Source organism: Methylovulum sp. (assembly GCF_028687615.1).
Classification (GTDB): domain Bacteria; phylum Pseudomonadota; class Gammaproteobacteria; order Methylococcales; family Methylomonadaceae; genus Methylovulum.
In genome coordinates, this window is sequence record NZ_JAQTZU010000010.1 from 86,911 (window position 1) to 107,449 (window position 20,539).

Annotated in this window: 18 protein-coding genes and 3 tRNA genes; all 21 read left to right on the top strand. The window is 46.5% G+C overall.

From position 1 onward, the window contains the following. Positions 1 to 14: 14 nt before the first annotated feature. The 21 genes from PHH59_RS08090 to rplB all read left to right on the top strand — a co-directional run bounded on the left by PHH59_RS08090 (position 15) and on the right by rplB (position 20,523). Positions 15 to 88 (top strand) — tRNA-Gly (locus tag PHH59_RS08090). Positions 89 to 101: 13 nt separating this feature from the next. Next, a tRNA-Thr gene (locus PHH59_RS08095) sits at positions 102 to 177 on the top strand. A gap of 33 nt (positions 178 to 210) precedes the next feature. Beyond that, positions 211 to 1,401, top strand: a complete 1,191-nt coding sequence (tuf, locus tag PHH59_RS08100) for an elongation factor Tu (RefSeq protein ID WP_019864933.1) — start codon at positions 211 to 213, stop codon at positions 1,399 to 1,401. Positions 1,402 to 1,500: 99 nt separating this feature from the next. Beyond that, positions 1,501 to 1,576 (top strand) — tRNA-Trp (locus PHH59_RS08105). A gap of 44 nt (positions 1,577 to 1,620) precedes the next feature. After that, positions 1,621 to 1,998: a preprotein translocase subunit SecE gene (gene secE / locus PHH59_RS08110; RefSeq protein ID WP_300013941.1), complete on the top strand. Its 378-nt coding sequence runs from the start codon at positions 1,621 to 1,623 to the stop codon at positions 1,996 to 1,998. 5 nt (positions 1,999 to 2,003) lie between these two features. Continuing rightward, entirely contained in the window at positions 2,004 to 2,537 is a 534-nt protein-coding gene (gene nusG / locus PHH59_RS08115) for a transcription termination/antitermination protein NusG (protein ID WP_300013944.1), read from the top strand. Between the two features lie 104 nt (positions 2,538 to 2,641). Next, on the top strand, positions 2,642 to 3,073 hold the full coding sequence (rplK, locus tag PHH59_RS08120) for a 50S ribosomal protein L11 (RefSeq protein ID WP_300013947.1): 432 nt from the start codon (positions 2,642 to 2,644) through the stop codon (positions 3,071 to 3,073). Further along, positions 3,073 to 3,768: a 50S ribosomal protein L1 gene (gene rplA / locus PHH59_RS08125; protein ID WP_300013951.1), complete on the top strand. Its 696-nt coding sequence runs from the start codon at positions 3,073 to 3,075 to the stop codon at positions 3,766 to 3,768. Before rplK ends, rplA begins: the two co-directional genes overlap by 1 nt. A gap of 190 nt (positions 3,769 to 3,958) precedes the next feature. Continuing rightward, positions 3,959 to 4,486, top strand: a complete 528-nt coding sequence (gene rplJ, locus PHH59_RS08130) for a 50S ribosomal protein L10 (protein ID WP_300013954.1) — start codon at positions 3,959 to 3,961, stop codon at positions 4,484 to 4,486. A 49-nt stretch (positions 4,487 to 4,535) separates the two neighbouring features. Continuing rightward, the gene (gene rplL, locus PHH59_RS08135; protein WP_300013957.1) at positions 4,536 to 4,913 is read left to right on the top strand and encodes a 50S ribosomal protein L7/L12; all 378 of its coding nucleotides are present in this window, start codon (positions 4,536 to 4,538) and stop codon (positions 4,911 to 4,913) included. Positions 4,914 to 5,037: 124 nt separating this feature from the next. After that, complete coding sequence (gene rpoB, locus PHH59_RS08140; protein ID WP_300013959.1) at positions 5,038 to 9,111, top strand: DNA-directed RNA polymerase subunit beta; 4,074 nt, start codon at positions 5,038 to 5,040, stop codon at positions 9,109 to 9,111. A 74-nt stretch (positions 9,112 to 9,185) separates the two neighbouring features. Next, complete coding sequence (rpoC, locus tag PHH59_RS08145) at positions 9,186 to 13,382, top strand: DNA-directed RNA polymerase subunit beta' (RefSeq protein ID WP_300013962.1); 4,197 nt, start codon at positions 9,186 to 9,188, stop codon at positions 13,380 to 13,382. A 177-nt stretch (positions 13,383 to 13,559) separates the two neighbouring features. After that, positions 13,560 to 13,934: a 30S ribosomal protein S12 gene (gene rpsL, locus PHH59_RS08150; RefSeq protein ID WP_019864937.1), complete on the top strand. Its 375-nt coding sequence runs from the start codon at positions 13,560 to 13,562 to the stop codon at positions 13,932 to 13,934. 18 nt (positions 13,935 to 13,952) lie between these two features. After that, positions 13,953 to 14,423, top strand: a complete 471-nt coding sequence (rpsG, locus tag PHH59_RS08155) for a 30S ribosomal protein S7 (RefSeq protein WP_300013969.1) — start codon at positions 13,953 to 13,955, stop codon at positions 14,421 to 14,423. A gap of 21 nt (positions 14,424 to 14,444) precedes the next feature. After that, a complete protein-coding gene (fusA, locus tag PHH59_RS08160) occupies positions 14,445 to 16,541 on the top strand; it encodes an elongation factor G (RefSeq protein WP_300013972.1) in 2,097 nt (698 codons plus the stop codon). Between the two features lie 27 nt (positions 16,542 to 16,568). Beyond that, the gene (tuf, locus tag PHH59_RS08165) at positions 16,569 to 17,759 is read left to right on the top strand and encodes an elongation factor Tu (protein ID WP_019864933.1); all 1,191 of its coding nucleotides are present in this window, start codon (positions 16,569 to 16,571) and stop codon (positions 17,757 to 17,759) included. Between the two features lie 5 nt (positions 17,760 to 17,764). After that, the gene (gene rpsJ, locus PHH59_RS08170) at positions 17,765 to 18,076 is read left to right on the top strand and encodes a 30S ribosomal protein S10 (protein WP_005373966.1); all 312 of its coding nucleotides are present in this window, start codon (positions 17,765 to 17,767) and stop codon (positions 18,074 to 18,076) included. Between the two features lie 18 nt (positions 18,077 to 18,094). Next, the gene (gene rplC / locus PHH59_RS08175) at positions 18,095 to 18,745 is read left to right on the top strand and encodes a 50S ribosomal protein L3 (RefSeq protein WP_300013982.1); all 651 of its coding nucleotides are present in this window, start codon (positions 18,095 to 18,097) and stop codon (positions 18,743 to 18,745) included. A 3-nt stretch (positions 18,746 to 18,748) separates the two neighbouring features. After that, positions 18,749 to 19,369: a 50S ribosomal protein L4 gene (gene rplD, locus PHH59_RS08180; protein ID WP_300013985.1), complete on the top strand. Its 621-nt coding sequence runs from the start codon at positions 18,749 to 18,751 to the stop codon at positions 19,367 to 19,369. Continuing rightward, complete coding sequence (rplW, locus tag PHH59_RS08185) at positions 19,366 to 19,665, top strand: 50S ribosomal protein L23 (protein WP_300013988.1); 300 nt, start codon at positions 19,366 to 19,368, stop codon at positions 19,663 to 19,665. The genes rplD and rplW overlap by 4 nt, the downstream gene beginning before the upstream one ends. Before the next feature lie 36 nt (positions 19,666 to 19,701). Beyond that, positions 19,702 to 20,523 carry a 50S ribosomal protein L2 gene (gene rplB / locus PHH59_RS08190; protein WP_300013990.1) on the top strand — a complete coding sequence of 274 codons (822 nt, stop codon included), beginning with the start codon at positions 19,702 to 19,704 and terminating at the stop codon, positions 20,521 to 20,523. Positions 20,524 to 20,539: the final 16 nt, after the last annotated feature.

Here is a 20,539-nt window from a genome sequence, read left to right on the forward strand (position 1 = left end):
ATTTTTAGTTAAAAGCGGGTGTAGTTCAATGGTAGAACTCCAGCCTTCCAAGCTGATCACGTGGGTTCGATTCCCATCACCCGCTCCAATTATTGGGTTGTGCTCATATAGCTCAGTAGGTAGAGCACTTCCTTGGTAAGGAAGAGGTCACCGGTTCGAATCCGGTTATGAGCTCCATTTGCAATGTCGATAGATTAAAGGTGTATTTTCATGGCCAAAGAAAAATTTTCACGTAGCAAGCCGCACGTCAACGTAGGCACCATCGGGCACGTTGACCATGGCAAGACAACATTGACCGCCGCGCTGACCAAGGTGATGGCCGAGCTGCAAGGCGGTGAAGTTAAAGCCTTCGATCAAATTGACAACGCCCCCGAAGAGCGCGCGCGTGGTATCACCATCGCCACTTCACACGTTGAGTATGAATCGGCCGTACGCCACTATGCCCACGTTGACTGCCCCGGCCATGCCGACTATGTCAAAAACATGATCACCGGTGCGGCGCAAATGGACGGCGCCATCCTGGTCTGCTCGGCCGCTGACGGCCCGATGCCGCAGACCCGCGAGCACATCCTGTTGTCGCGGCAGGTTGGCGTCCCTTACATCGTCGTGTTCCTGAACAAGGCCGACATGGTTGACGACGAAGAATTGTTGGAACTGGTGGAAATGGAAATCCGCGAACTGCTGGACATGTACGAATTCCCTGGCGACGACACCCCGATCATCAAAGGCTCCGCCCTGCTGGCGTTGAACGGCGACACCAGCGAAATCGGTGCGCCTTCCGTCGTCCGCTTGGTTGAAGCCCTTGACACTTACATCCCGTTGCCTGAGCGCGCCGTTGACGGCGCCTTCCTGATGCCCATCGAAGACGTGTTCTCAATCTCAGGCCGTGGCACCGTGGTGACCGGCCGTATCGAACGTGGCGTGATCAAGGTCGGCCAGGAAGTTGAAATCGTCGGCATCCGCCCGACCGTGTCAACCACCGTCACCGGCGTCGAAATGTTCCGCAAATTACTGGACCAAGGCGAAGCGGGCGACAACGTCGGCCTGCTGTTGCGCGGCACCAAGCGCGACGATGTCGAGCGCGGCCAGGTCTTGGCGCACAAAAACACCATCAAGCCGCACGCCCACTTCAATGCCGAGATTTACGTCCTGTCCAAGGAAGAAGGCGGCCGCCATACCCCGTTCTTCGACGGCTACCGCCCGCAGTTCTACTTCCGCACCACCGACGTGACCGGTGCGGTCAAACTGCCCGAAGGCGTGGAAATGGTCATGCCCGGCGACAACATCTCGGTCAGCGTGAAATTGATCTCGCCGATTGCGATGGAAGAGGGCTTGCGTTTTGCTATCCGCGAAGGTGGCCGCACCGTCGGTGCCGGCGTCGTCGCTTCCATTATTGAATAGCTTATATGGTGCGTCAATTTGTTGGCATCCTTTCATTATGGCTTGAATAATATTTTTTTGTAATATATCATATCTAGCTATTTAAAGTTTTGTCTGAATAGGTCAGTAGTTCAATTGGTAGAATAGCGGTCTCCAAAACCGCGGGTTGGGGGTTCGAGACCCTCCTGGCCTGCCATTCAGATTAAAACATCAATTTTCTAATTTCATATTCCATAGCGCATGAATAGCCAAGCAGAAGCTGATGTACCTGTTCTTGATATTGTCAAGCAGGTTTTATCCGTAGTTTTAGTTGTTGCCGGTATCGCTGGGTTCTATTATTTTTCGGACGTTAAGCTTTTGTTTAGGGTTATTGGGCTATTGGCTGTATTTTCTGCTGTGGTTGCCATGATGCTGACTACGGGTTTGGGTCGCACGGTTTGGGTGTTCGCCCTTGAATCAAGGCAAGAGGTCAAAAAGGTGGTTTGGCCTAACCGCGAAGAAACTGTCCGTACCACCTTGCTTGTTTTTGCTATGGTGTCTGTGGTGGGCTTGGTGTTGTGGTTGTTGGATACCTTTTTGTTTTGGGGTGTGCGCCTTTTAACTGGTCAGGGCGGGTAATAAGGATGTCATTACGATGGTATGTTGTACACGCTTATTCCAATTTTGAAAATAAGGTTAAGCAGTCGTTGGAAGAAAGGATAAAGCGTGATGGCCTCGAGCAATATTTTGGAAAAATACTCGTTCCAACTGAGGAAGTGGTTGAAATGCGCATGGGTCAGCAGCGTAAAAGCGAAAGAAAATTCTTTCCTGGATATGTGTTGGTACAAATGGAATTGACTGATCAAACATGGCATTTGGTTAAAGATATTCCAAAAGTCTTGGGTTTTATTGGCGGCGTGTCCGATAGGCCGGCTCCGATCTCTGAAAAAGAAGCGATGGCTATATTAAACAGGGTTGAAGAGGGTGTCAATAAGCCAAGGCCAAAGGTTTTGTTTGAAGCAGGTGAAGTGGTGAGGATTGTCGATGGTCCCTTTAAAGATTTTAATGGCGCTATCGAAGAGGTTAATTACGAAAAGAGCAAGCTTAAAATATCGGTTCTGATTTTTGGCAGATCCACTTCTGTTGAGTTAGGTTTTTCTCAAGTCGAAAAAGGCTAGTAGTTAGTTTAAATAAGATTTTTAAAGATCCCTGCCTGCATAAGGCTGGGATTTTTGTTTCTACGGGGAGCTGAAATGCGTTTGTACCCATATCGGAGTTAAAAATGGCAAAGAAAATAGCTGCATACATAAAATTGCAAGTAAAGGCAGGCGAAGCTAATCCAAGTCCGCCTATCGGCCCTGCGTTAGGTCAGCGTGGCGTAAATATCATGGAGTTTTGTAAGGCATTCAATGCCAAGACCCAGGATGTCGAAAAAGGGCTCCCCTTGCCCGTAGTAATTACGGTTTATAGTGACAGAAGCTTTACTTTTATTACCAAAACCCCCCCAGCATCAATTCTCCTGAAGAAAGCCACGGGATTAAAGAGCGGTAGCAGCAATCCCAATACCAAAAAGGTGGGTACTGTTACGCGTGAGCAATTGGAAGAAATTGCTAAGATTAAAATGGAAGATTTAAATGCGGCAAGTCTTGATGCTGCGATAAAAACAATTGCAGGCAGTGCGCGCAGCATGGGCCTGAATGTGGAGGGTTTGTAATGGCTACGTTATCCAAAAAAGCAAAGCTGGTAAAAGAAAAGGTAAGCAGGGCTAAACAATATACCATCGTAGAAGCGGTAGGTTTGTTAAAAGAATTAAGCACATCTAAGTTCAACGAAGCGATTGATGTCAGCGTCAACTTGGGTGTCGATCCACGTAAGTCAGATCAAAATGTCCGGGGGGCCACGGTGTTGCCGAACGGAACCGGAAAAACGGTAAGGGTTGCGGTTTTTACCCAAGGGCCTAATGCAGATGCGGCAAGAGCGGCGGGAGCTGATATTGTTGGGATGGATGATTTAGGTGATCTTGTCAAAAAAGGTGAGATGAATTTTGATGTGGTTATTGCTTCGCCGGACGCAATGCGCGTGGTCGGGCAACTTGGCCAGATTTTAGGGCCTAGGGGTTTGATGCCTAACCCGAAAGTTGGTACGGTTACTGCCGATGTTGCCACTGCCGTGAAAAATGCCAAATCAGGTCAGGTTCGTTATCGTACCGATAAGGGTGGCATCATTCATTGCACATTAGGAAAGGTTAGCTTTGATGCGGAGGCTATTCAAGGCAATTTGGAAGCGTTATTGGCTGATTTAAGAAAAGCCAAGCCATCTTCTGCCAAAGGCGTTTATATCAAAAAAATCACCCTGTCCTCGACAATGGGGCCGGGTTTGTGGTTGGACCCAAGCAGCATAGCTGGCTAAAGCAAAGACTTTGGGTTGCCGTTTAACCACGGTGACCGTCAAAGACCGCAGGTGTTGCAAAACTTAATTTTCTGCGCAGACGGAAACTGGAACCTAAGATTTTAACTGGGGAAAAGAGCCGTAAGGAGCATCTGGAAAAAAGATGCATTTTATCAATCTGAATTATTCAGAAATTCATCGGAGGTAAACTGTGGCACTAAATTTAGATAGCAAAAAAGCTGTCGTAGAAGAAGTCGCTACATACGCCGCTAAAGCTCATTCTGCAATTGCTGCGGAGTATCGTGGATTGACAGTGACGGAATTGACCGAACTGCGCAAAACTGCGAGGGAGACAGGCGTTTATCTGCGGGTCGTAAAAAATACCCTGGCAAGACGGGCTGTTGCCGGAACAGAATTTGAGTGTATGCAAAGCGGCTTGGTTGGCCCCTTGTTGATTGCATTCTCAATGGAAGATCCTGGTGCAGCCGCGCGTTTGATTGGCGAATTTGCCAAAAGTCATGACAAATTAATTCCCAAAGTGGTTGCTATTGGTGGTCAGTTATTTGATTCATCAGAGCTTGGGCGTCTGGCAAGCCTGCCGACCCGTGATCAGGCTATCAGTCTGTTGATGGCGGTTATGAAGGCGCCAATAGAGAAATTTGTCCGTACTTTGGCCGAACCGCATGCAAAATTGGTCCGCACCGTAGCGGCGATCAGAGATCAGAAAGAAGCTGCATAGGCTTCAAATCTAACCAGTTAAAACTAATTTATTTTTAGAGGAACAAAAAATGGCATTAACACAAGAAGATATCTTGGAAGCTATCTCAAATATGAGCGTTATGGAAGTCGTTGCCTTAATTTCAGCGATGGAAGAAAAATTTGGCGTTTCCGCAGCGGCGGTCGCTGTTGCTGCTGCGCCTGCTGCTGGAGCGGCTGCTCCTGCGGCAGAAGAACAAACCGAGTTCGACGTTGTATTGACCGGTTTTGGTGAAAACAAGGTTTCTGTTATTAAAACTGTCCGTACTATTACAGGCTTAGGCTTGAAAGAAGCGAAAGATGCGGTAGAAGGCGTGCCAACTGTGTTGAAAGAAGGTATACCTAAAGCCGAAGCCGAAACTATTAAAAAGCAACTGTTAGAAGCAGGTGCGACAGTCGATATTAAGTAATAATATTGACACCTATTGAGACCTAGGTCTTTTAAGTATGGCTGGTGGCAATAGTCACCGGCCTTTTACTGTTTACATTAATTGTGCAGTAAAAACATTTCATGACGAAAAGTTTGGAAGCGATATGTCCTATTCTTTTACCGAAAAAAAGCGTATTCGAAATAACTTTGGCAAAAGCACCGAAGTACTCGAAGTCCCTTATCTTCTGGCAACACAAATTAATTCTTATGCCAGCTTTTTGCAACTGGGCGTGACGCCTGAGAAACGTGCCGATATTGGCTTGCATTCTGCTTTTTCCAGCGTGTTTCCAATTGAGAGCCATTCCGGTTATGCGGTGCTTGAGTATGTGAAATACAGGTTAGGAGAACCCGTTTTTGATGTCAGGGAATGTCAACAACGGGGGGCTACCTTTGCCGCGCCCCTAAGGGTTTTGGTGCGTCTGGTCATTTATGACAAAGAAGCCCCGGCCAATGCCAAGGTCGTCAAAGACATTCGTGAACAAGAAGTCTACATGGGCGAATTGCCTTTAATGACAGAAAACGGAACTTTTGTCATCAATGGGACGGAGCGCGTGATTGTCTCGCAATTGCACCGTTCGCCAGGCGTGTTTTTTGACCATGATAAAGGTAAAACCCATTCATCGGGTAAATTATTATTCAATGCGCGGGTGATTCCTTACCGTGGATCATGGCTTGATTTCGAGTTTGATCATAAAGACTGTGTGTATGTACGGATAGACAGGCGCAGAAAAATCCCCGCCACCATTTTGCTGCGGGCTTTAGGTTTTGATAACGAAGAAATGATTAAAATATTCTTCGAAACTAATAAATTTACGTTGAGTGCGGAACAGTGTTTGTTCCACATTGTGCCTGAAAGGATGCGTGGCGAAATTGCCGCATTCGACATCAAATACAACGGACAGGCATTGGTTGAAGAAGGCCGCAGAATTACCGCCAAGCATATTCGGGAAATGAATAAAGCCGGTATGACTGAAGTTGAAGTCCCGCGGGAATATTTAATTGGCAAGATTTTAGGGCACAATGTCATTGAACAGTCGACCGGGGAGTTGATTGCCAACGTCAATGATGAAATTACTGATGCCTTGATTGAGCGTTGTATAGAAAATAATATTTCAGAAATCAACACGCTTTTCGTCAATGACCTGGATAGGGGGCCCTACATCAGCAATGCCATGCGTTTGGATGTGACGACAAATTCCCTCGAAGCGTTAGTTGAAATTTACCGCATGATGCGCCCTGGCGAGCCGCCTACAAAAGAATCAGCCGAGAATTTGTTTCAAAACTTGTTTTTTACCGACGACAGATATGATCTGTCAACCGTCGGTCGGATGAAATTTAACCGCCGTTTGGGACGTGAAGAAATTGTCGGGCCAGGAACCTTGACTAAAAATGACATCATTGATGTCCTCAAAGAATTGATCAGCATCCGTAATGGAAACGGCAACGTTGATGATATAGACCATTTGGGCAATCGCCGCGTCCGTTCAGTTGGCGAGATGATTGAAAACCAATTCCGTGTCGGCTTGGTCAGGGTTGAACGTGCCGTGAAAGAACGTTTAACTTTGGCTGATTCAGAAGGGTTGATGCCGCAAGAAATCATCAATGCCAAACCGGTTTCGGCGGCGGTCAAAGAATTCTTTGGCTCCAGCCAGTTGTCGCAATTTATGGATCAAAACAATCCATTATCACAAGTGACACATAAACGCCGCGTCTCAGCTTTGGGGCCTGGTGGTTTGGCCCGTGAGCGTGCCGGTTTTGAAGTCCGCGACGTACACGCCACGCATTATGGTCGTGTTTGCCCAATTGAAACGCCTGAAGGCCCGAACATTGGCTTGATCAATTCATTGTCGGTTTATGCACGCACCAACAACTACGGTTTTCTGGAAACGCCTTATCGGAAAGTGGTCGATGGACATGTGACCGATCAAGTCGATTATTTGTCGGCTATTGAAGAAGGTGAATTTGTCATCGCCCAGGCCAGTGTGGCGGTCGATGAAAAGGGCAAATTAGTCGATGGCCTGGTGTCATGCCGGCACAAAGACGAGTTTACCCTGGCAATGTCCGACACGGTCCAATACATGGACGTGTCTTCCAAGCAAATTGTCTCGGTCGCGGCATCCATCATCCCGTTCTTGGAACATGATGACGCTAACCGCGCCTTGATGGGCTCCAACATGCAGCGTCAAGCCGTGCCTACGCTCAGGGCTGAAAAGCCATTGGTGGGCACAGGTATGGAGCGGACGGTTGCCAAAGACTCCGGGGTGACCGTTGTTGCCACCCGTGGCGGAAAAATTGAAGCGGTCGATGCCGCCAGGATCGTAGTCCGGGTCAATGACACCGAAACCGAAACGGGTAGTCCAGGTGTGGATATTTACAACTTGATAAAATATACCCGCTCCAACCAAAACACCTGTATCAATCAAAAACCCTTGGTGAAGCCTGGGGATTTGGTCAACGCTGGCGATATTATCGCCGATGGCCCATCCACTGATATGGGTGAATTGGCTTTAGGCCAAAATATGTTGGTGGCTTTTATGCCGTGGAATGGTTACAACTTCGAAGACTCCATTTTGGTGTCCGAGCGGGTTGTCAAAGAAGACCGCTTCACTACCATCCATATTGAAGAAAAAACCTGCGTTGCGCGTGACACCAAGCATAGCCCAGAAGAAATCACGGCCGATATTCCTAATGTCAGCGAAGAAGCGTTGGCAAAATTGGACGAATCCGGGATTGTTTATGTCGGTGCGGAAGTGAAGGGCGGCGATATTCTGGTCGGCAAGGTCACACCCAAAGGCGAGACCCAACTGACGCCGGAAGAAAAATTGTTACGCGCCATTTTTGGCGAGAAAGCCGCCGATGTGAAGGACACTTCGCTACGCGTACCTGGCAGCATTGAAGGTACGGTCATTGATGTACAGGTCTTTACCCGTGATGGCGTCAAAAAAGATAAACGCGCCTTGGACATTGAGCACGAGCAAATCAAAAGTTATCGGAAAGATTTGGATGACCAGTTGAAAATTCTCGAAGAAGATATTTTCTTACGCGTCGCCAAGTTATTGGTCGGTAAAGTGGCGATGGCAGGTGCGGGCTTGCGGGCTAATACTGAAATAAGCCAGGAGCATCTGGATGGACTGAAACGTTCTGATTGGTTGAAAATCAAAATGCAGGATGAAGAAATCAACCTGCAATTGGAAATGGTTGTCATCCAAATCGAGCAGCAACGCAAAGATTTTGACGAAAAATTTGAAATCAAGCGCAAAAAAATCACGATGGGCGATGATTTGCCGCCAGGTGTGTTGAAAATGGTCAAAGTCTATTTGGCGGTGAAACGACGCATCCAGCCAGGTGACAAAATGGCGGGTCGCCACGGTAACAAAGGTGTCATCTCGATGATTAGGCCGATTGAAGACATGCCTTATACTGCCGATGGCAATCCGGTTGACATCGTTCTGAACCCTTTGGGTGTACCGTCGCGTATGAACGTCGGGCAGGTTTTGGAAACCCATTTAGGCTGGGCGGCGAAAGGTTTGGGTATAAAAATCGGCAAGATGCTTGAAGCGAAAGCGAAAATTATTGAAATTCGCGAGTATCTGGACAAAATTTATAACTGTAGCGGTCGCAAAGAAGATTTGGATTCGTTCACGGATAAAGAAATTCTGGAAATGGCTGCCAATCTGGTGGCGGGCGTGCCGATGGCAACACCTGTTTTTGATGGGGCAGACGAAGAAGACATCCGTACCATGCTCAGATTGGCGGATTTGCCTGAGCACGGGCAGATCACCCTGTATGACGGACTGACTGGAGAGCCGTTCGAGCGCGAAGTCACGGTCGGTTACATGTACATGTTGAAGCTGAACCATTTGGTCGATGACAAAATGCACGCCCGCTCGACCGGCCCTTACAGCTTAGTCACCCAACAACCGTTAGGCGGCAAGGCGCAGTTTGGCGGCCAGCGTTTCGGGGAAATGGAAGTCTGGGCATTGGAAGCTTATGGCGCGGCTTATACTTTACAGGAAATGCTCACCGTCAAATCTGATGACGTGACGGGTCGTACCCGCATGTATAAAAATATCGTGGACGGTGATCATAAAATGGAAGCAGGTATGCCAGAATCATTTAATGTTTTAATTAAAGAAATTCGCTCATTGGCTGTGGATATTGAATTACAACGCGAATAATCGCGTAGTTTACCGCCACTACATGAAAGCCTGTTCTGGGATACTCCAGAGATTATTTTAAAGAGGACTAGCTCTTGAAAGATTTAATGAACTTCTTAAAACGCCAAGGTCGTGCGGACGATTTTGACGGAATTAGCATCGGTTTGGCCTCGCCAGATATGATCCGTTCCTGGTCTTACGGTGAAGTAAAAAAGCCGGAAACCATCAACTACCGTACTTTTAAACCAGAGCGTGACGGCTTGTTTTGCGCCAAGATTTTTGGCCCGGTCAGTGATTATGAATGTTTGTGCGGTAAGTACAAGCGTCTGAAGCATCGTGGGGTCATTTGCGAAAAATGTGGTGTCGAAGTCACTTTGTCGAAAGTTCGCCGTGAGCGTATGGGCCATATCGACTTGGCTAGCCCGGTTGCACATATTTGGTTTTTAAAATCGTTGCCGTCCAGAATCGCACTGTTGTTGGATATGACTTTGCGTGAAATTGAGCGTGTGCTCTATTTTGAATCATTCGTGGTTTTAGATCCTGGCTTGACTCCGTTGGATAAAGGCCAATTACTGACCGATGATGAATATCTGGATGCGGTCGAACTGCATGGCGATGACTTTGTCGCAAAAATGGGTGCCGAGGCTATTTATGAATTGTTAAAAGCCATTGATTTACAAGATCAAGTCAATGTCTTGCGTGAGGAAATCAATTCCACTAGCTCCGAAACAAAGATAAAAAAATATGCCAAACGACTAAAAGTCATGGACGCGTTGTTGAGTTCTAAAAACCGTCCTGAATGGATGATTTTGCAGGTTCTCCCCGTTTTACCACCCGAATTGCGTCCGTTGGTGCCTTTGGATGGGGGGCGTTTTGCGACCTCCGACCTGAATGATTTGTATCGCCGTGTCATTAACCGGAACAACCGTCTGAACAGGTTGTTGGATTTGAACGCGCCTGACATCATCGTCCGTAACGAAAAACGTATGTTGCAAGAATCGGTCGATGCGTTGCTGGACAATGGCCGTCGTGGCCGGGCCATCACCGGCACTAACAGGCGTCCGTTGAAATCGTTGGCGGACATGATCAAAGGCAAGCAAGGCCGTTTCCGGCAAAACTTGCTGGGTAAACGGGTGGATTACTCAGGCCGTTCCGTTATCGTGGTGGGGCCGTCATTGCGCTTGCACCAATGTGGTTTGCCGAAAAAAATGGCTTTGGAATTGTTCAAGCCGTTCATTTTTAGCAAATTGCAATTCCGTGGTTTGGCGACGACGATCAAAGCCGCCAAGAAAATGGTCGAAAGGGAAGGCACGGAAGTATGGGATATTCTCGAAGAAGTTATCCGCGAACATCCTATTTTGCTCAACCGTGCGCCGACTTTGCACAGATTGGGTATCCAGGCATTTGAGCCGACCTTGATCGAAGGTAAGGCGATCCAATTGCATCCATTGGTTTGTAGCGCGTTCAACGCCGACTTTGACGGTGACCAGATGGCGGTGCATATTCCGTTGTCCATCGAAGCGCAGTTGGAAGCCAGAACCTTAATGATGGCGACCAACAATATTTTGTCGCCTGCTAATGGTGAACCGGTCATTAATCCATCGCAAGACGTGGTTTTGGGCTTGTACTACATCAGCCGCGAAAAAATCAATGCTAAAGGCGATGGCAGTATTTTTGTCGATGTCGCTGAAATACACAAAGCATTGCAAGCCAAAACGGTCGAATTGCAAGCTAAGATTCATGTTCGGATCACGCAAAAAACGCGCAACGAACAAGGCGAAATTGAAGAAAAGACTTATCGTGTCAAAACGACGGTAGGCCGCGCGTTGATTTGGGAAGTTGTCCCTGACCTCATGCCTTATGAATTGGTCAACTGCGATATGACCAAAAAGAACATTTCCCGATTGATCAATTACAGTTACCGTTATTTAGGCAATAAAGACACGGTGGTGTTGGCTGACCAGTTGATGTATCTAGGTTTCCGCTATGCGACCATTTCCGGTGTGTCCTTCGGTATCGAAGACATGGCGATCCCCGCCAAAAAAGTGGACATCATTGCCGCAGCGGAAGCCGAGGTGAATGAAATCCAAAGCCAATATTCTTCCGGTTTGGTGACTGATGGGGAACGGTACAACAAGGTGGTGGACATTTGGTCACATGCCAACGATCAAGTCGCAAAAGTCATGATGGATGGTTTGGGGGAAGAATCGGTCGTGGATGCCGAAGGCAATATCGTAAAACAAAAATCCTTCAACTCCATTTTTATGATGGCGGAGTCCGGTGCGCGGGGTTCTGCAGCGCAGATACGGCAGTTGGCTGGTATGCGGGGCTTGATGGCAAAACCTGATGGTTCGATCATTGAAACGCCGATTACCGCAAATTTCCGCGAAGGGCTGGACGTACTGCAATACTTTATTTCCACCCACGGCGCACGTAAAGGCTTGGCTGATACGGCGTTAAAAACCGCAAACTCTGGTTATTTGACACGCCGTCTGGTTGATGTCGCCCAGGATTTGGTCATTACGGGCCATGATTGCGGTACGAAGGATGGCTTGGTCATGATGCCGATTATTGAAGGTGGTGATGTTGTTGAGCCTTTGTCGGAGCGTGTATTAGGCCGGGTTGTTGTCAACGATGTTATGGATCCGGCTGGTGAAAAAGTAATCGTCCCTATGGGCACATTGCTGAATGAACATTGGGTTTCTGTACTGGATGAACACAGTGTCGACCAGCTTGTCGTGCGTTCGGTCATCACATGTGAAAACCGTCACGGTGTTTGTGCCGCTTGTTATGGCCGGGATTTAGGTCGTGGCCATCACGTCAATATAGGCGAAGCAGTAGGCGTGATTGCCGCACAGTCGATTGGTGAGCCTGGAACCCAGTTGACCATGCGTACTTTCCATATCGGTGGTGCGGCGTCCAGATCGGCGGCGATTAGTAATGTCCAAGTCAAATCTGCAGGTACTGTACGCCTTAGTAACTTGAAATCGGTTGCGAACCGTGAAGGCAATCTAGTTGCTGTTTCAAGATCGGGTGAGGTCTGTGTCGTTGATGACTATGGCCGTGAAAGGGAACGTTATAAAATCCCTTATGGCGCGGTGCTTTCTGTGCAGGAAGGCAGCAAAATCAGTGCTGGTGATATTATTGTAAATTGGGATCCGTTTACACATCCCGTTGTTACTGAAGTGGATGGTTTTGTTGAGTTGGTCAGCTTTGTTGACGGTGTCACTGTACAAAAACAATCTGATGAAGTCACCGGTTTAAGTTCTTTAGTGGTTACAGATCCGAAACAACGTGGAAGTGCGGGTAAAGAATTACGGCCTATGGTCAAGTTAATTGATCGTGATGGTAATGGTATCTTATTGCCAGGCACAGAAATTCCGGCGCAATATTTTTTACCTGCGGGCGCAATTGCCGGCATCAAAGATGGTGGTGAAGTAAAAGTAGGTGACGTTCTGGCAAGAATTCCGCAAGAGTCAAGTAAGACTAGGGATATTACCGGTGGTTTGCCGCGCGTAGCGGACTTATTTGAAGCCCGTAAAACCAAAGATCCAGCCATCCTTGCTGAAACCAGCGGTACGATTTCTTTTGGTAAAGAGACCAAAGGCAAGCAACGGGTCATTATCACCGATGCGCAGGGCGAACAAATTGAAACGCTAATACCTAAGTGGCGGCATATCACCGTTTTTGAAGGTGAATATGTAGAGAAAGGCGAGACGATCGCTGAAGGTGAGTTGACGCCTCATGATATTTTGAGGTTAAGAGGTATCGAAGAGTTAGCAAACTATTTGGTTAAAGAAATTCAGGATGTCTATCGTCTGCAAGGCGTGAAGATCAACGATAAGCATATTGAATGTATTATTCGACAAATGCTTAGAAAAGTTGAGATTACTGCGTCTGGTGACACCACGTTCTTAAAAGGTGATCAAGTCGAACGCGCCGCTGTTAGGGTTGAAAACGATAAAATGGAAACCGAAGGAAAAATCCCCGCCAGCTTCGAATCCATTTTGTTAGGTATCACCAAAGCTTCTTTAGCAACCGAGTCCTTTATTTCAGCAGCTTCTTTCCAAGAAACAACGCGTGTCTTAACAGATGCCGCTGTTAGAGGCTTAAGTGATAGTTTACAAGGGCTTAAAGAAAACGTGATAGTTGGCCGCTTGATTCCAGCTGGAACAGGACTGGCTTATCATGAGCATAGAAAAAATAGGTTTGCCCAGCATCAGGCCGTTGACAGCAATAGTACGCCGGTCATTGATACGGAAGAAGCCTTGAAACAAGCCTTGAATATATAAATCTAATCAAGGAAATTTAAAATATGCTTGACCTGCATGTTATAGGCAAGTAAAATGTCCTGCTAACGTGAGTTAAAGTAATTTAGTTAAATCGAAAACAATTTTGACCGTCAGTGTTCTTGATGGTTGGTGAGTTATTGTCTGACGGTTAATTGTATATCGGAGAGAAAAATAAATATGGCCACGATTAACCAATTGGTTCGTAAACCGCGTGCTAAGAGAATAGAGAAAAGCAACGTGCCGGCGCTTGAGGCGTGTCCTCAGCGCAGGGGTGTTTGTACCCGTGTTTACACAACAACACCTAAAAAACCTAACTCGGCCTTGCGTAAGGTTGCAAGGGTCAGGCTGACAAATGGCGCTGAAGTGAGTAGTTACATTGGCGGCGAGGGCCATAACCTCCAAGAGCATTCCGTGGTCTTGATAAGAGGTGGTCGTGTTAAGGATTTGCCTGGTGTGCGGTATCACGTTGTTCGTGGTAGCTTGGATGCTTCTGGCGTAAACAACAGAAAGTGTGGGCGCTCCAAGTATGGAACTAAGCGGCCTAAAAGCTAAAAAAATTGGATAATAAAAATGTCTAGAAGAAGAGTTGCAACAAAAAGAGAGATTATTCCTGATCCAAGATTCAATAGCGTGATGTTGACGAAGTTCATGAATATGATCATGGAAAGCGGTAAAAAGTCTGTTGCTGAATCTATTGTTTATGGTGCTCTTGACGTGATTGAGCATAAGGGGCACTCGGTTCCATTGGATGTGTTGTCTAAAGCGCTAGAAAATGTCCAGCCACGGGTTGAGGTTAAGTCCCGTAGGGTTGGTGGTGCGACTTATCAGGTTCCAGTTGAGGTAAGGCCTTCCAGACGCATGGCGTTGGCAATGCGTTGGTTGATCGATGCTTCTCGTAAGAGAAACGAAAGAAGCATGGCTTCAAAATTGGCTGGTGAGTTGATGGATGCTTTCGAAGGCAAAGGAAATGCTGCTAAGAAACGTGAAGATACCCATAGAATGGCGGAAGCAAACAAGGCATTTTCTCATTATCGGTTTTAACTAAAATAGGTTTTATGTAGAGTGGCTCGTAAAACACCTGTTGATAGGTATCGAAATATTGGCATTATGGCCCATATTGATGCCGGGAAGACCACTACTACGGAGCGCATTCTTTATTATACCGGTGTTTCCCATAAAATTGGGGAAGTGCACGATGGTGCTGCTACTATGGATTGGATGCAGCAGGAGCAAGAAAGAGGTATTACGATAACTTCAGCTGCGACCACATGTTTTTGGAGTGGTATGCAAAAACAGTTTCAGCCACATCGCATAAATATAATTGATACGCCTGGTCATGTGGATTTTACGATTGAGGTGGAGCGGTCATTGCGGGTTCTGGATGGGGCGTGTGCGGTTTTTTGTGCAGTAGGTGGTGTTGAGCCACAGTCAGAAACTGTGTGGCGGCAGGCAAATAAATATAATGTGCCGCGGCTGGTCTTTGTAAATAAAATGGACCGTACCGGTGCAAGCTTTTTTAGGGTGGTTGAGCAAATAAAAAATAGGCTTGGCGCAAACCCGGTGCCAATGCAGTTGCCTATCGGTGTGGAAGAAGATTATAAGGGCGTTGTTGATTTGGTGAAGATGAAAGCCATATATTGGGAGGAAGCCAATATGGGTATGACTTTTACTGAGGAAGAAGTGCCGTCAGATATGCTTTCAGAGTGTGAAAAGTGGCGTGAAAATATTATTGAAGCGGCTGCTGAAGCAAATGAAGAGTATATGGGCAAATATCTTGAAAACGGAATTTTAACCGATGAAGAGATAAAGCACGGAATACGGATAAGGACCATAGAAAATCAAATAGTGCCGGCTTTTTGTGGTTCAGCCTTTAAAAACAAAGGTGTTCAGGCAATGTTGGATGCTGTGATTGAATATCTGCCCGCTCCTGTTGATATTCCACCTGTGGTAGGCCTGTTAGAAAACGAGGAAAGGGAGGTTCTTCGAAAGGCAGATGATGCAGAGCCTTTTTCTGCTTTGGCCTTCAAGATTGCTGCGGATCCATTTGTCGGGGTATTGACCTTTTTCCGGGTTTATTCAGGGATTTTGAATTCCGGGGATGTTATTTACAATCCAATAAAAAAGAAAAAAGAGCGCATTGGTCGTATCGTGCAAATGCATGCCAATAGCAGGGAAGAAGTAAAAGAAGTTTATGCGGGTGATATTGCGGCCGCCATCGGTCTTAAAGATGTGACAACCGGCGATACTCTGTGTGATTTGAATTCAGTGATTCTATTGGAAAAAATGGACTTTCCTGATCCTGTTATTTCAATAGCCGTTGAGCCTAGAACCAAAGCCGATCAAGACAAGATGGCGGTTGCGCTAGCCAGATTGGCCCAGGAAGACCCTTCATTTAGAGTTTACACTGATGAGGAGTCTGGGCAGGTGATAATTTCAGGGATGGGTGAGTTGCATCTTGAAATAATTGTCGACAGGATGAAAAGGGAGTTTAGCGTTGATGCGAACATAGGTAATCCTCAGGTTGCTTATAGGGAAACAATACGCAAATCTGTTGAGCATGAAAAAAAGTTTATAAGACAAACCGGAGGTCGAGGGCAATATGGACATGTCTGGCTACGGATTGAGCCGCTTGAAGCAGGCAAAGGCTACGAATTTGTAAATGAAATAGTTGGTGGTGTTGTTCCAAAAGAATATATACCCGCAGTTGATAAAGGTGTTCAGGAACAGCTAAAAAGCGGTGTTTTAGCGGGGTTTCCTGTTTTAGATGTAAAGGTTTCATTATTTGATGGTTCGTATCATGATGTGGATTCGAACGAAATGGCTTTTAGAATTGCAGGTTCCATGTGTTTCCGAGAGGGCTTACATGAAGCATCTCCTGTTTTGCTTGAGCCAATAATGAAAGTTGAAGTTGTAACTCCAGAAGAATATATGGGTGATGTTGTTGGCGACATTAATAGACGTCGTGGCATTATTCAGGGTATGGAAGATTTGCCATCCGGTAAAGTAATTAGTTGCGAAGTGCCGCTTGCTGAAATGTTTGGCTATGCAACTGATCTGCGTTCTTCAACCCAAGGGCGGGCTACATACAGTATGCTGTTTGAAAAATACAATGAAACACCTGCCCATATTGCAGATGCTATCATTAAAAAATCTTCATAAAATTGAATAAATATAAGGTATTAACTCATGGCCAAAGAAAAATTTTCACGTAGCAAGCCGCACGTCAACGTAGGCACCATCGGGCACGTTGACCATGGCAAGACAACATTGACCGCCGCGCTGACCAAGGTGATGGCCGAGCTGCAAGGCGGTGAAGTTAAAGCCTTCGATCAAATTGACAACGCCCCCGAAGAGCGCGCGCGTGGTATCACCATCGCCACTTCACACGTTGAGTATGAATCGGCCGTACGCCACTATGCCCACGTTGACTGCCCCGGCCATGCCGACTATGTCAAAAACATGATCACCGGTGCGGCGCAAATGGACGGCGCCATCCTGGTCTGCTCGGCCGCTGACGGCCCGATGCCGCAGACCCGCGAGCACATCCTGTTGTCGCGGCAGGTTGGCGTCCCTTACATCGTCGTGTTCCTGAACAAGGCCGACATGGTTGACGACGAAGAATTGTTGGAACTGGTGGAAATGGAAATCCGCGAACTGCTGGACATGTACGAATTCCCTGGCGACGACACCCCGATCATCAAAGGCTCCGCCCTGCTGGCGTTGAACGGCGACACCAGCGAAATCGGTGCGCCTTCCGTCGTCCGCTTGGTTGAAGCCCTTGACACTTACATCCCGTTGCCTGAGCGCGCCGTTGACGGCGCCTTCCTGATGCCCATCGAAGACGTGTTCTCAATCTCAGGCCGTGGCACCGTGGTGACCGGCCGTATCGAACGTGGCGTGATCAAGGTCGGCCAGGAAGTTGAAATCGTCGGCATCCGCCCGACCGTGTCAACCACCGTCACCGGCGTCGAAATGTTCCGCAAATTACTGGACCAAGGCGAAGCGGGCGACAACGTCGGCCTGCTGTTGCGCGGCACCAAGCGCGACGATGTCGAGCGCGGCCAGGTCTTGGCGCACAAAAACACCATCAAGCCGCACGCCCACTTCAATGCCGAGATTTACGTCCTGTCCAAGGAAGAAGGCGGCCGCCATACCCCGTTCTTCGACGGCTACCGCCCGCAGTTCTACTTCCGCACCACCGACGTGACCGGTGCGGTCAAACTGCCCGAAGGCGTGGAAATGGTCATGCCCGGCGACAACATCTCGGTCAGCGTGAAATTGATCTCGCCGATTGCGATGGAAGAGGGCTTGCGTTTTGCTATCCGCGAAGGTGGCCGCACCGTCGGTGCCGGTGTCGTCGCTTCCATTATTGAGTAATAAATATGTCAAATCAAACTATCAGAATCCGGTTGAAATCTTTTGATCATAAATTGATTGACCAATCGGCTGGTGAGATAGTAGAAACAGCAAGGAGGACTGGTGCGCAAGTAAAAGGCCCGATCCCTTTGCCTACTAAAAAGGAACGTTTCACAATCCTGATTTCTCCGCATGTAAACAAAGATGCGCGGGATCAATATGAGTTGAGAACGTATAAAAGATTGTTGGATATTGTAGAACCGACAGACAAGACTGTAGATGCGTTGATGAAACTGGATCTGGCAGCTGGTGTCGATGTTCAAATAAAATTGAATTAGAAGTAGAGGAATTGGCAAATGTCAATAGGTCTTATTGGTCGTAAATGTGGAATGACCAGAATATTTTGTGAAGATGGCAAATCAGTCCCTGTGACGGTTGTCCAAATTGAAGCAAACAAGGTGACTCAAATGAAAGATATTGAGACAGATGGATATCGCTCAATTCAGGTCACAACGGGTGAAAAAAAATCTTCAAGAGTCAACAAAGCAATGTCTGGCCATTTCGCTGCGGCTAATGTCACCGCTGGTCGTGGTTTATGGGAGTTTCGTCTTGAAGAAGGCGAGGGTTCAGACTTAAGTATTGGTTCGGAGTTGCCGCTGACTATGTTTACTGAAGGTCAGTATATTGACGTGCAAGGCAGAAGTATTGGTAAAGGTTTTGCTGGTGGTATTAAGCGCCACAACTTCCATATGCAGGATGCAACACATGGTAACTCGCGTTCACATAGGGTTTTAGGATCTATTGGTATGAACCAGACGCCAGGTAGGGTTTTTAAGGGCAAGAAGATGGAAGGTCATATGGGTGATGTGAAAACCACAATCCAGAATCTGACTATCCATTCTATTGACATGGAACGTAGTTTAATTTTAGTCAGGGGTTCGGTGCCAGGTGCCAAAGGCGGTGATGTGGTTATTACTCCCGCGATGAAAATGAAAAATAAGGGTTAAGCCATGGGTTTGTATATACCTGCGTTAAATAATTTGGATTCTGCCGGATCTCTGGAAGTTGCGGAGTCTGTGTTTGGACAGTCTTTTAATGAGACACTGGTTCACCAACTAGTAGTCCGTTATATGGCTGGAGGCCGTGCTGGTACAAAAGCACAAAAAACACGTTCTGATGTCAGTGGTGGCGGTATAAAGCCTTGGCGTCAAAAAGGTACCGGCCGTGCCAGATCGGGTACCACGCGCAGTCCAATTTGGCGGACAGGTGGCGTAACTTTTGCGGCAAGACCAAGATCATACGAGCAAAAATTAAATAAAAAGATGTTTCGTGTAGGGATAAAGTCTATTTTGTCAGAATTATTAAGACAAGAAAGGCTGGTTGTCAGTAAAGACATTATTCCTCTTAAAATTAAAACTAAAGAGTTAAGTCTGAAGTTAAAAGAAATAAATGCAAAACGTATTTTGATTATTGTTGATCAACTTGATGAAAATTTAGCCTTGTCGGCAAGAAACATTCCTTATGTAGAAGTTGTGGAAGCCATAAATTTAAGTCCAGTTCTGTTGGTTTCGTCTGATAAAGTAATCGTAACCCCCGAAGCATTGAAAAAAATAGAGGAGCGTTTGTCATGAATTTAAATTCATATCAGTTAGCAAATGTATTGCTTGCTCCTGTTATATCTGAAAAATCAGCAAATGCAGCAGAAAATAATAAGCAATTTGTTTTTAGAGTAGAAAAAAACTCAACAAAAGATCAAATTAAAAATGCAGTTGAAGTAATGTTCAGTGTCGAAGTTGATACCGTTAATATTTTAAATGTTAAGGGTAAACAAAAAAAATCGGCACGTGGTCTTTATAAGAAATCTGATTGGAAAAAAGCCTATGTAAAACTCAAGGATGGGTTTGACATAGAGTTCTCTGCCGCTTAGTTACAATAAAAAGTCAATAGGAAACGGTAAAAAACAATGGCTATTGTAAAGTCAAAACCGACATCTCCAGGATCACGGTTTGTTATACGAATTAAAAATGATCAACTGCATAAAGGTAGCCCTTACGCGCCTTTATTAAGTAAACTTAGTAAAAGTGGTGGTCGTAATAACCAAGGGCGCATAACAACCCGTCATATTGGTGGAGGTCATAAACAGCATTACCGGATTGTTGACTTTAAGAGAAATAAGACAGATATTCCGGCAATTGTTGAACGTTTAGAATACGACCCTAATCGTACCGCCAATATTGCTTTAATTTTGTTTAGAGATGGTGAGCGTCGATATATCATTGCCCCTAAAGGATTGCAAATAGGGCAAGAAATTTTATCTTCAGAAAATGTACCTGTGAAACCAGGCAATTGTATGCCTTTAAGAAATATACCAATGGGTACTACAGTACATTGTGTTGAATTAAAACCTGGAAAAGGCGCCCAAGTTGCTAGAAGTGCTGGAACATCAGTCCAGTTAGTTGCTAGGGACGGCGCACATGCAACCATTAGAATGCGTTCAGGGGAAATGCGCAAAGTAATGGCCGATTGCCGCGCTGTGATTGGCGAAGTTTCTAATGCCGAGCATAACTTATCTTCTTTGGGTAAAGCCGGGGCATCAAGATGGAAGGGTATTCGCCCTACCGTGAGAGGTGTTGTTATGAATCCAGTAGACCATCCTCATGGTGGTGGTGAAGGTCGTACTTCTGGTGGCAGGCATCCAGTTTCACCTTGGGGTATGCCAACCAAAGGCTATAAAACGAGAAAAAACAAACGTACTGATAATATGATTATCAGACGCCGTAAGTAGATAAAGAGGGATTAAC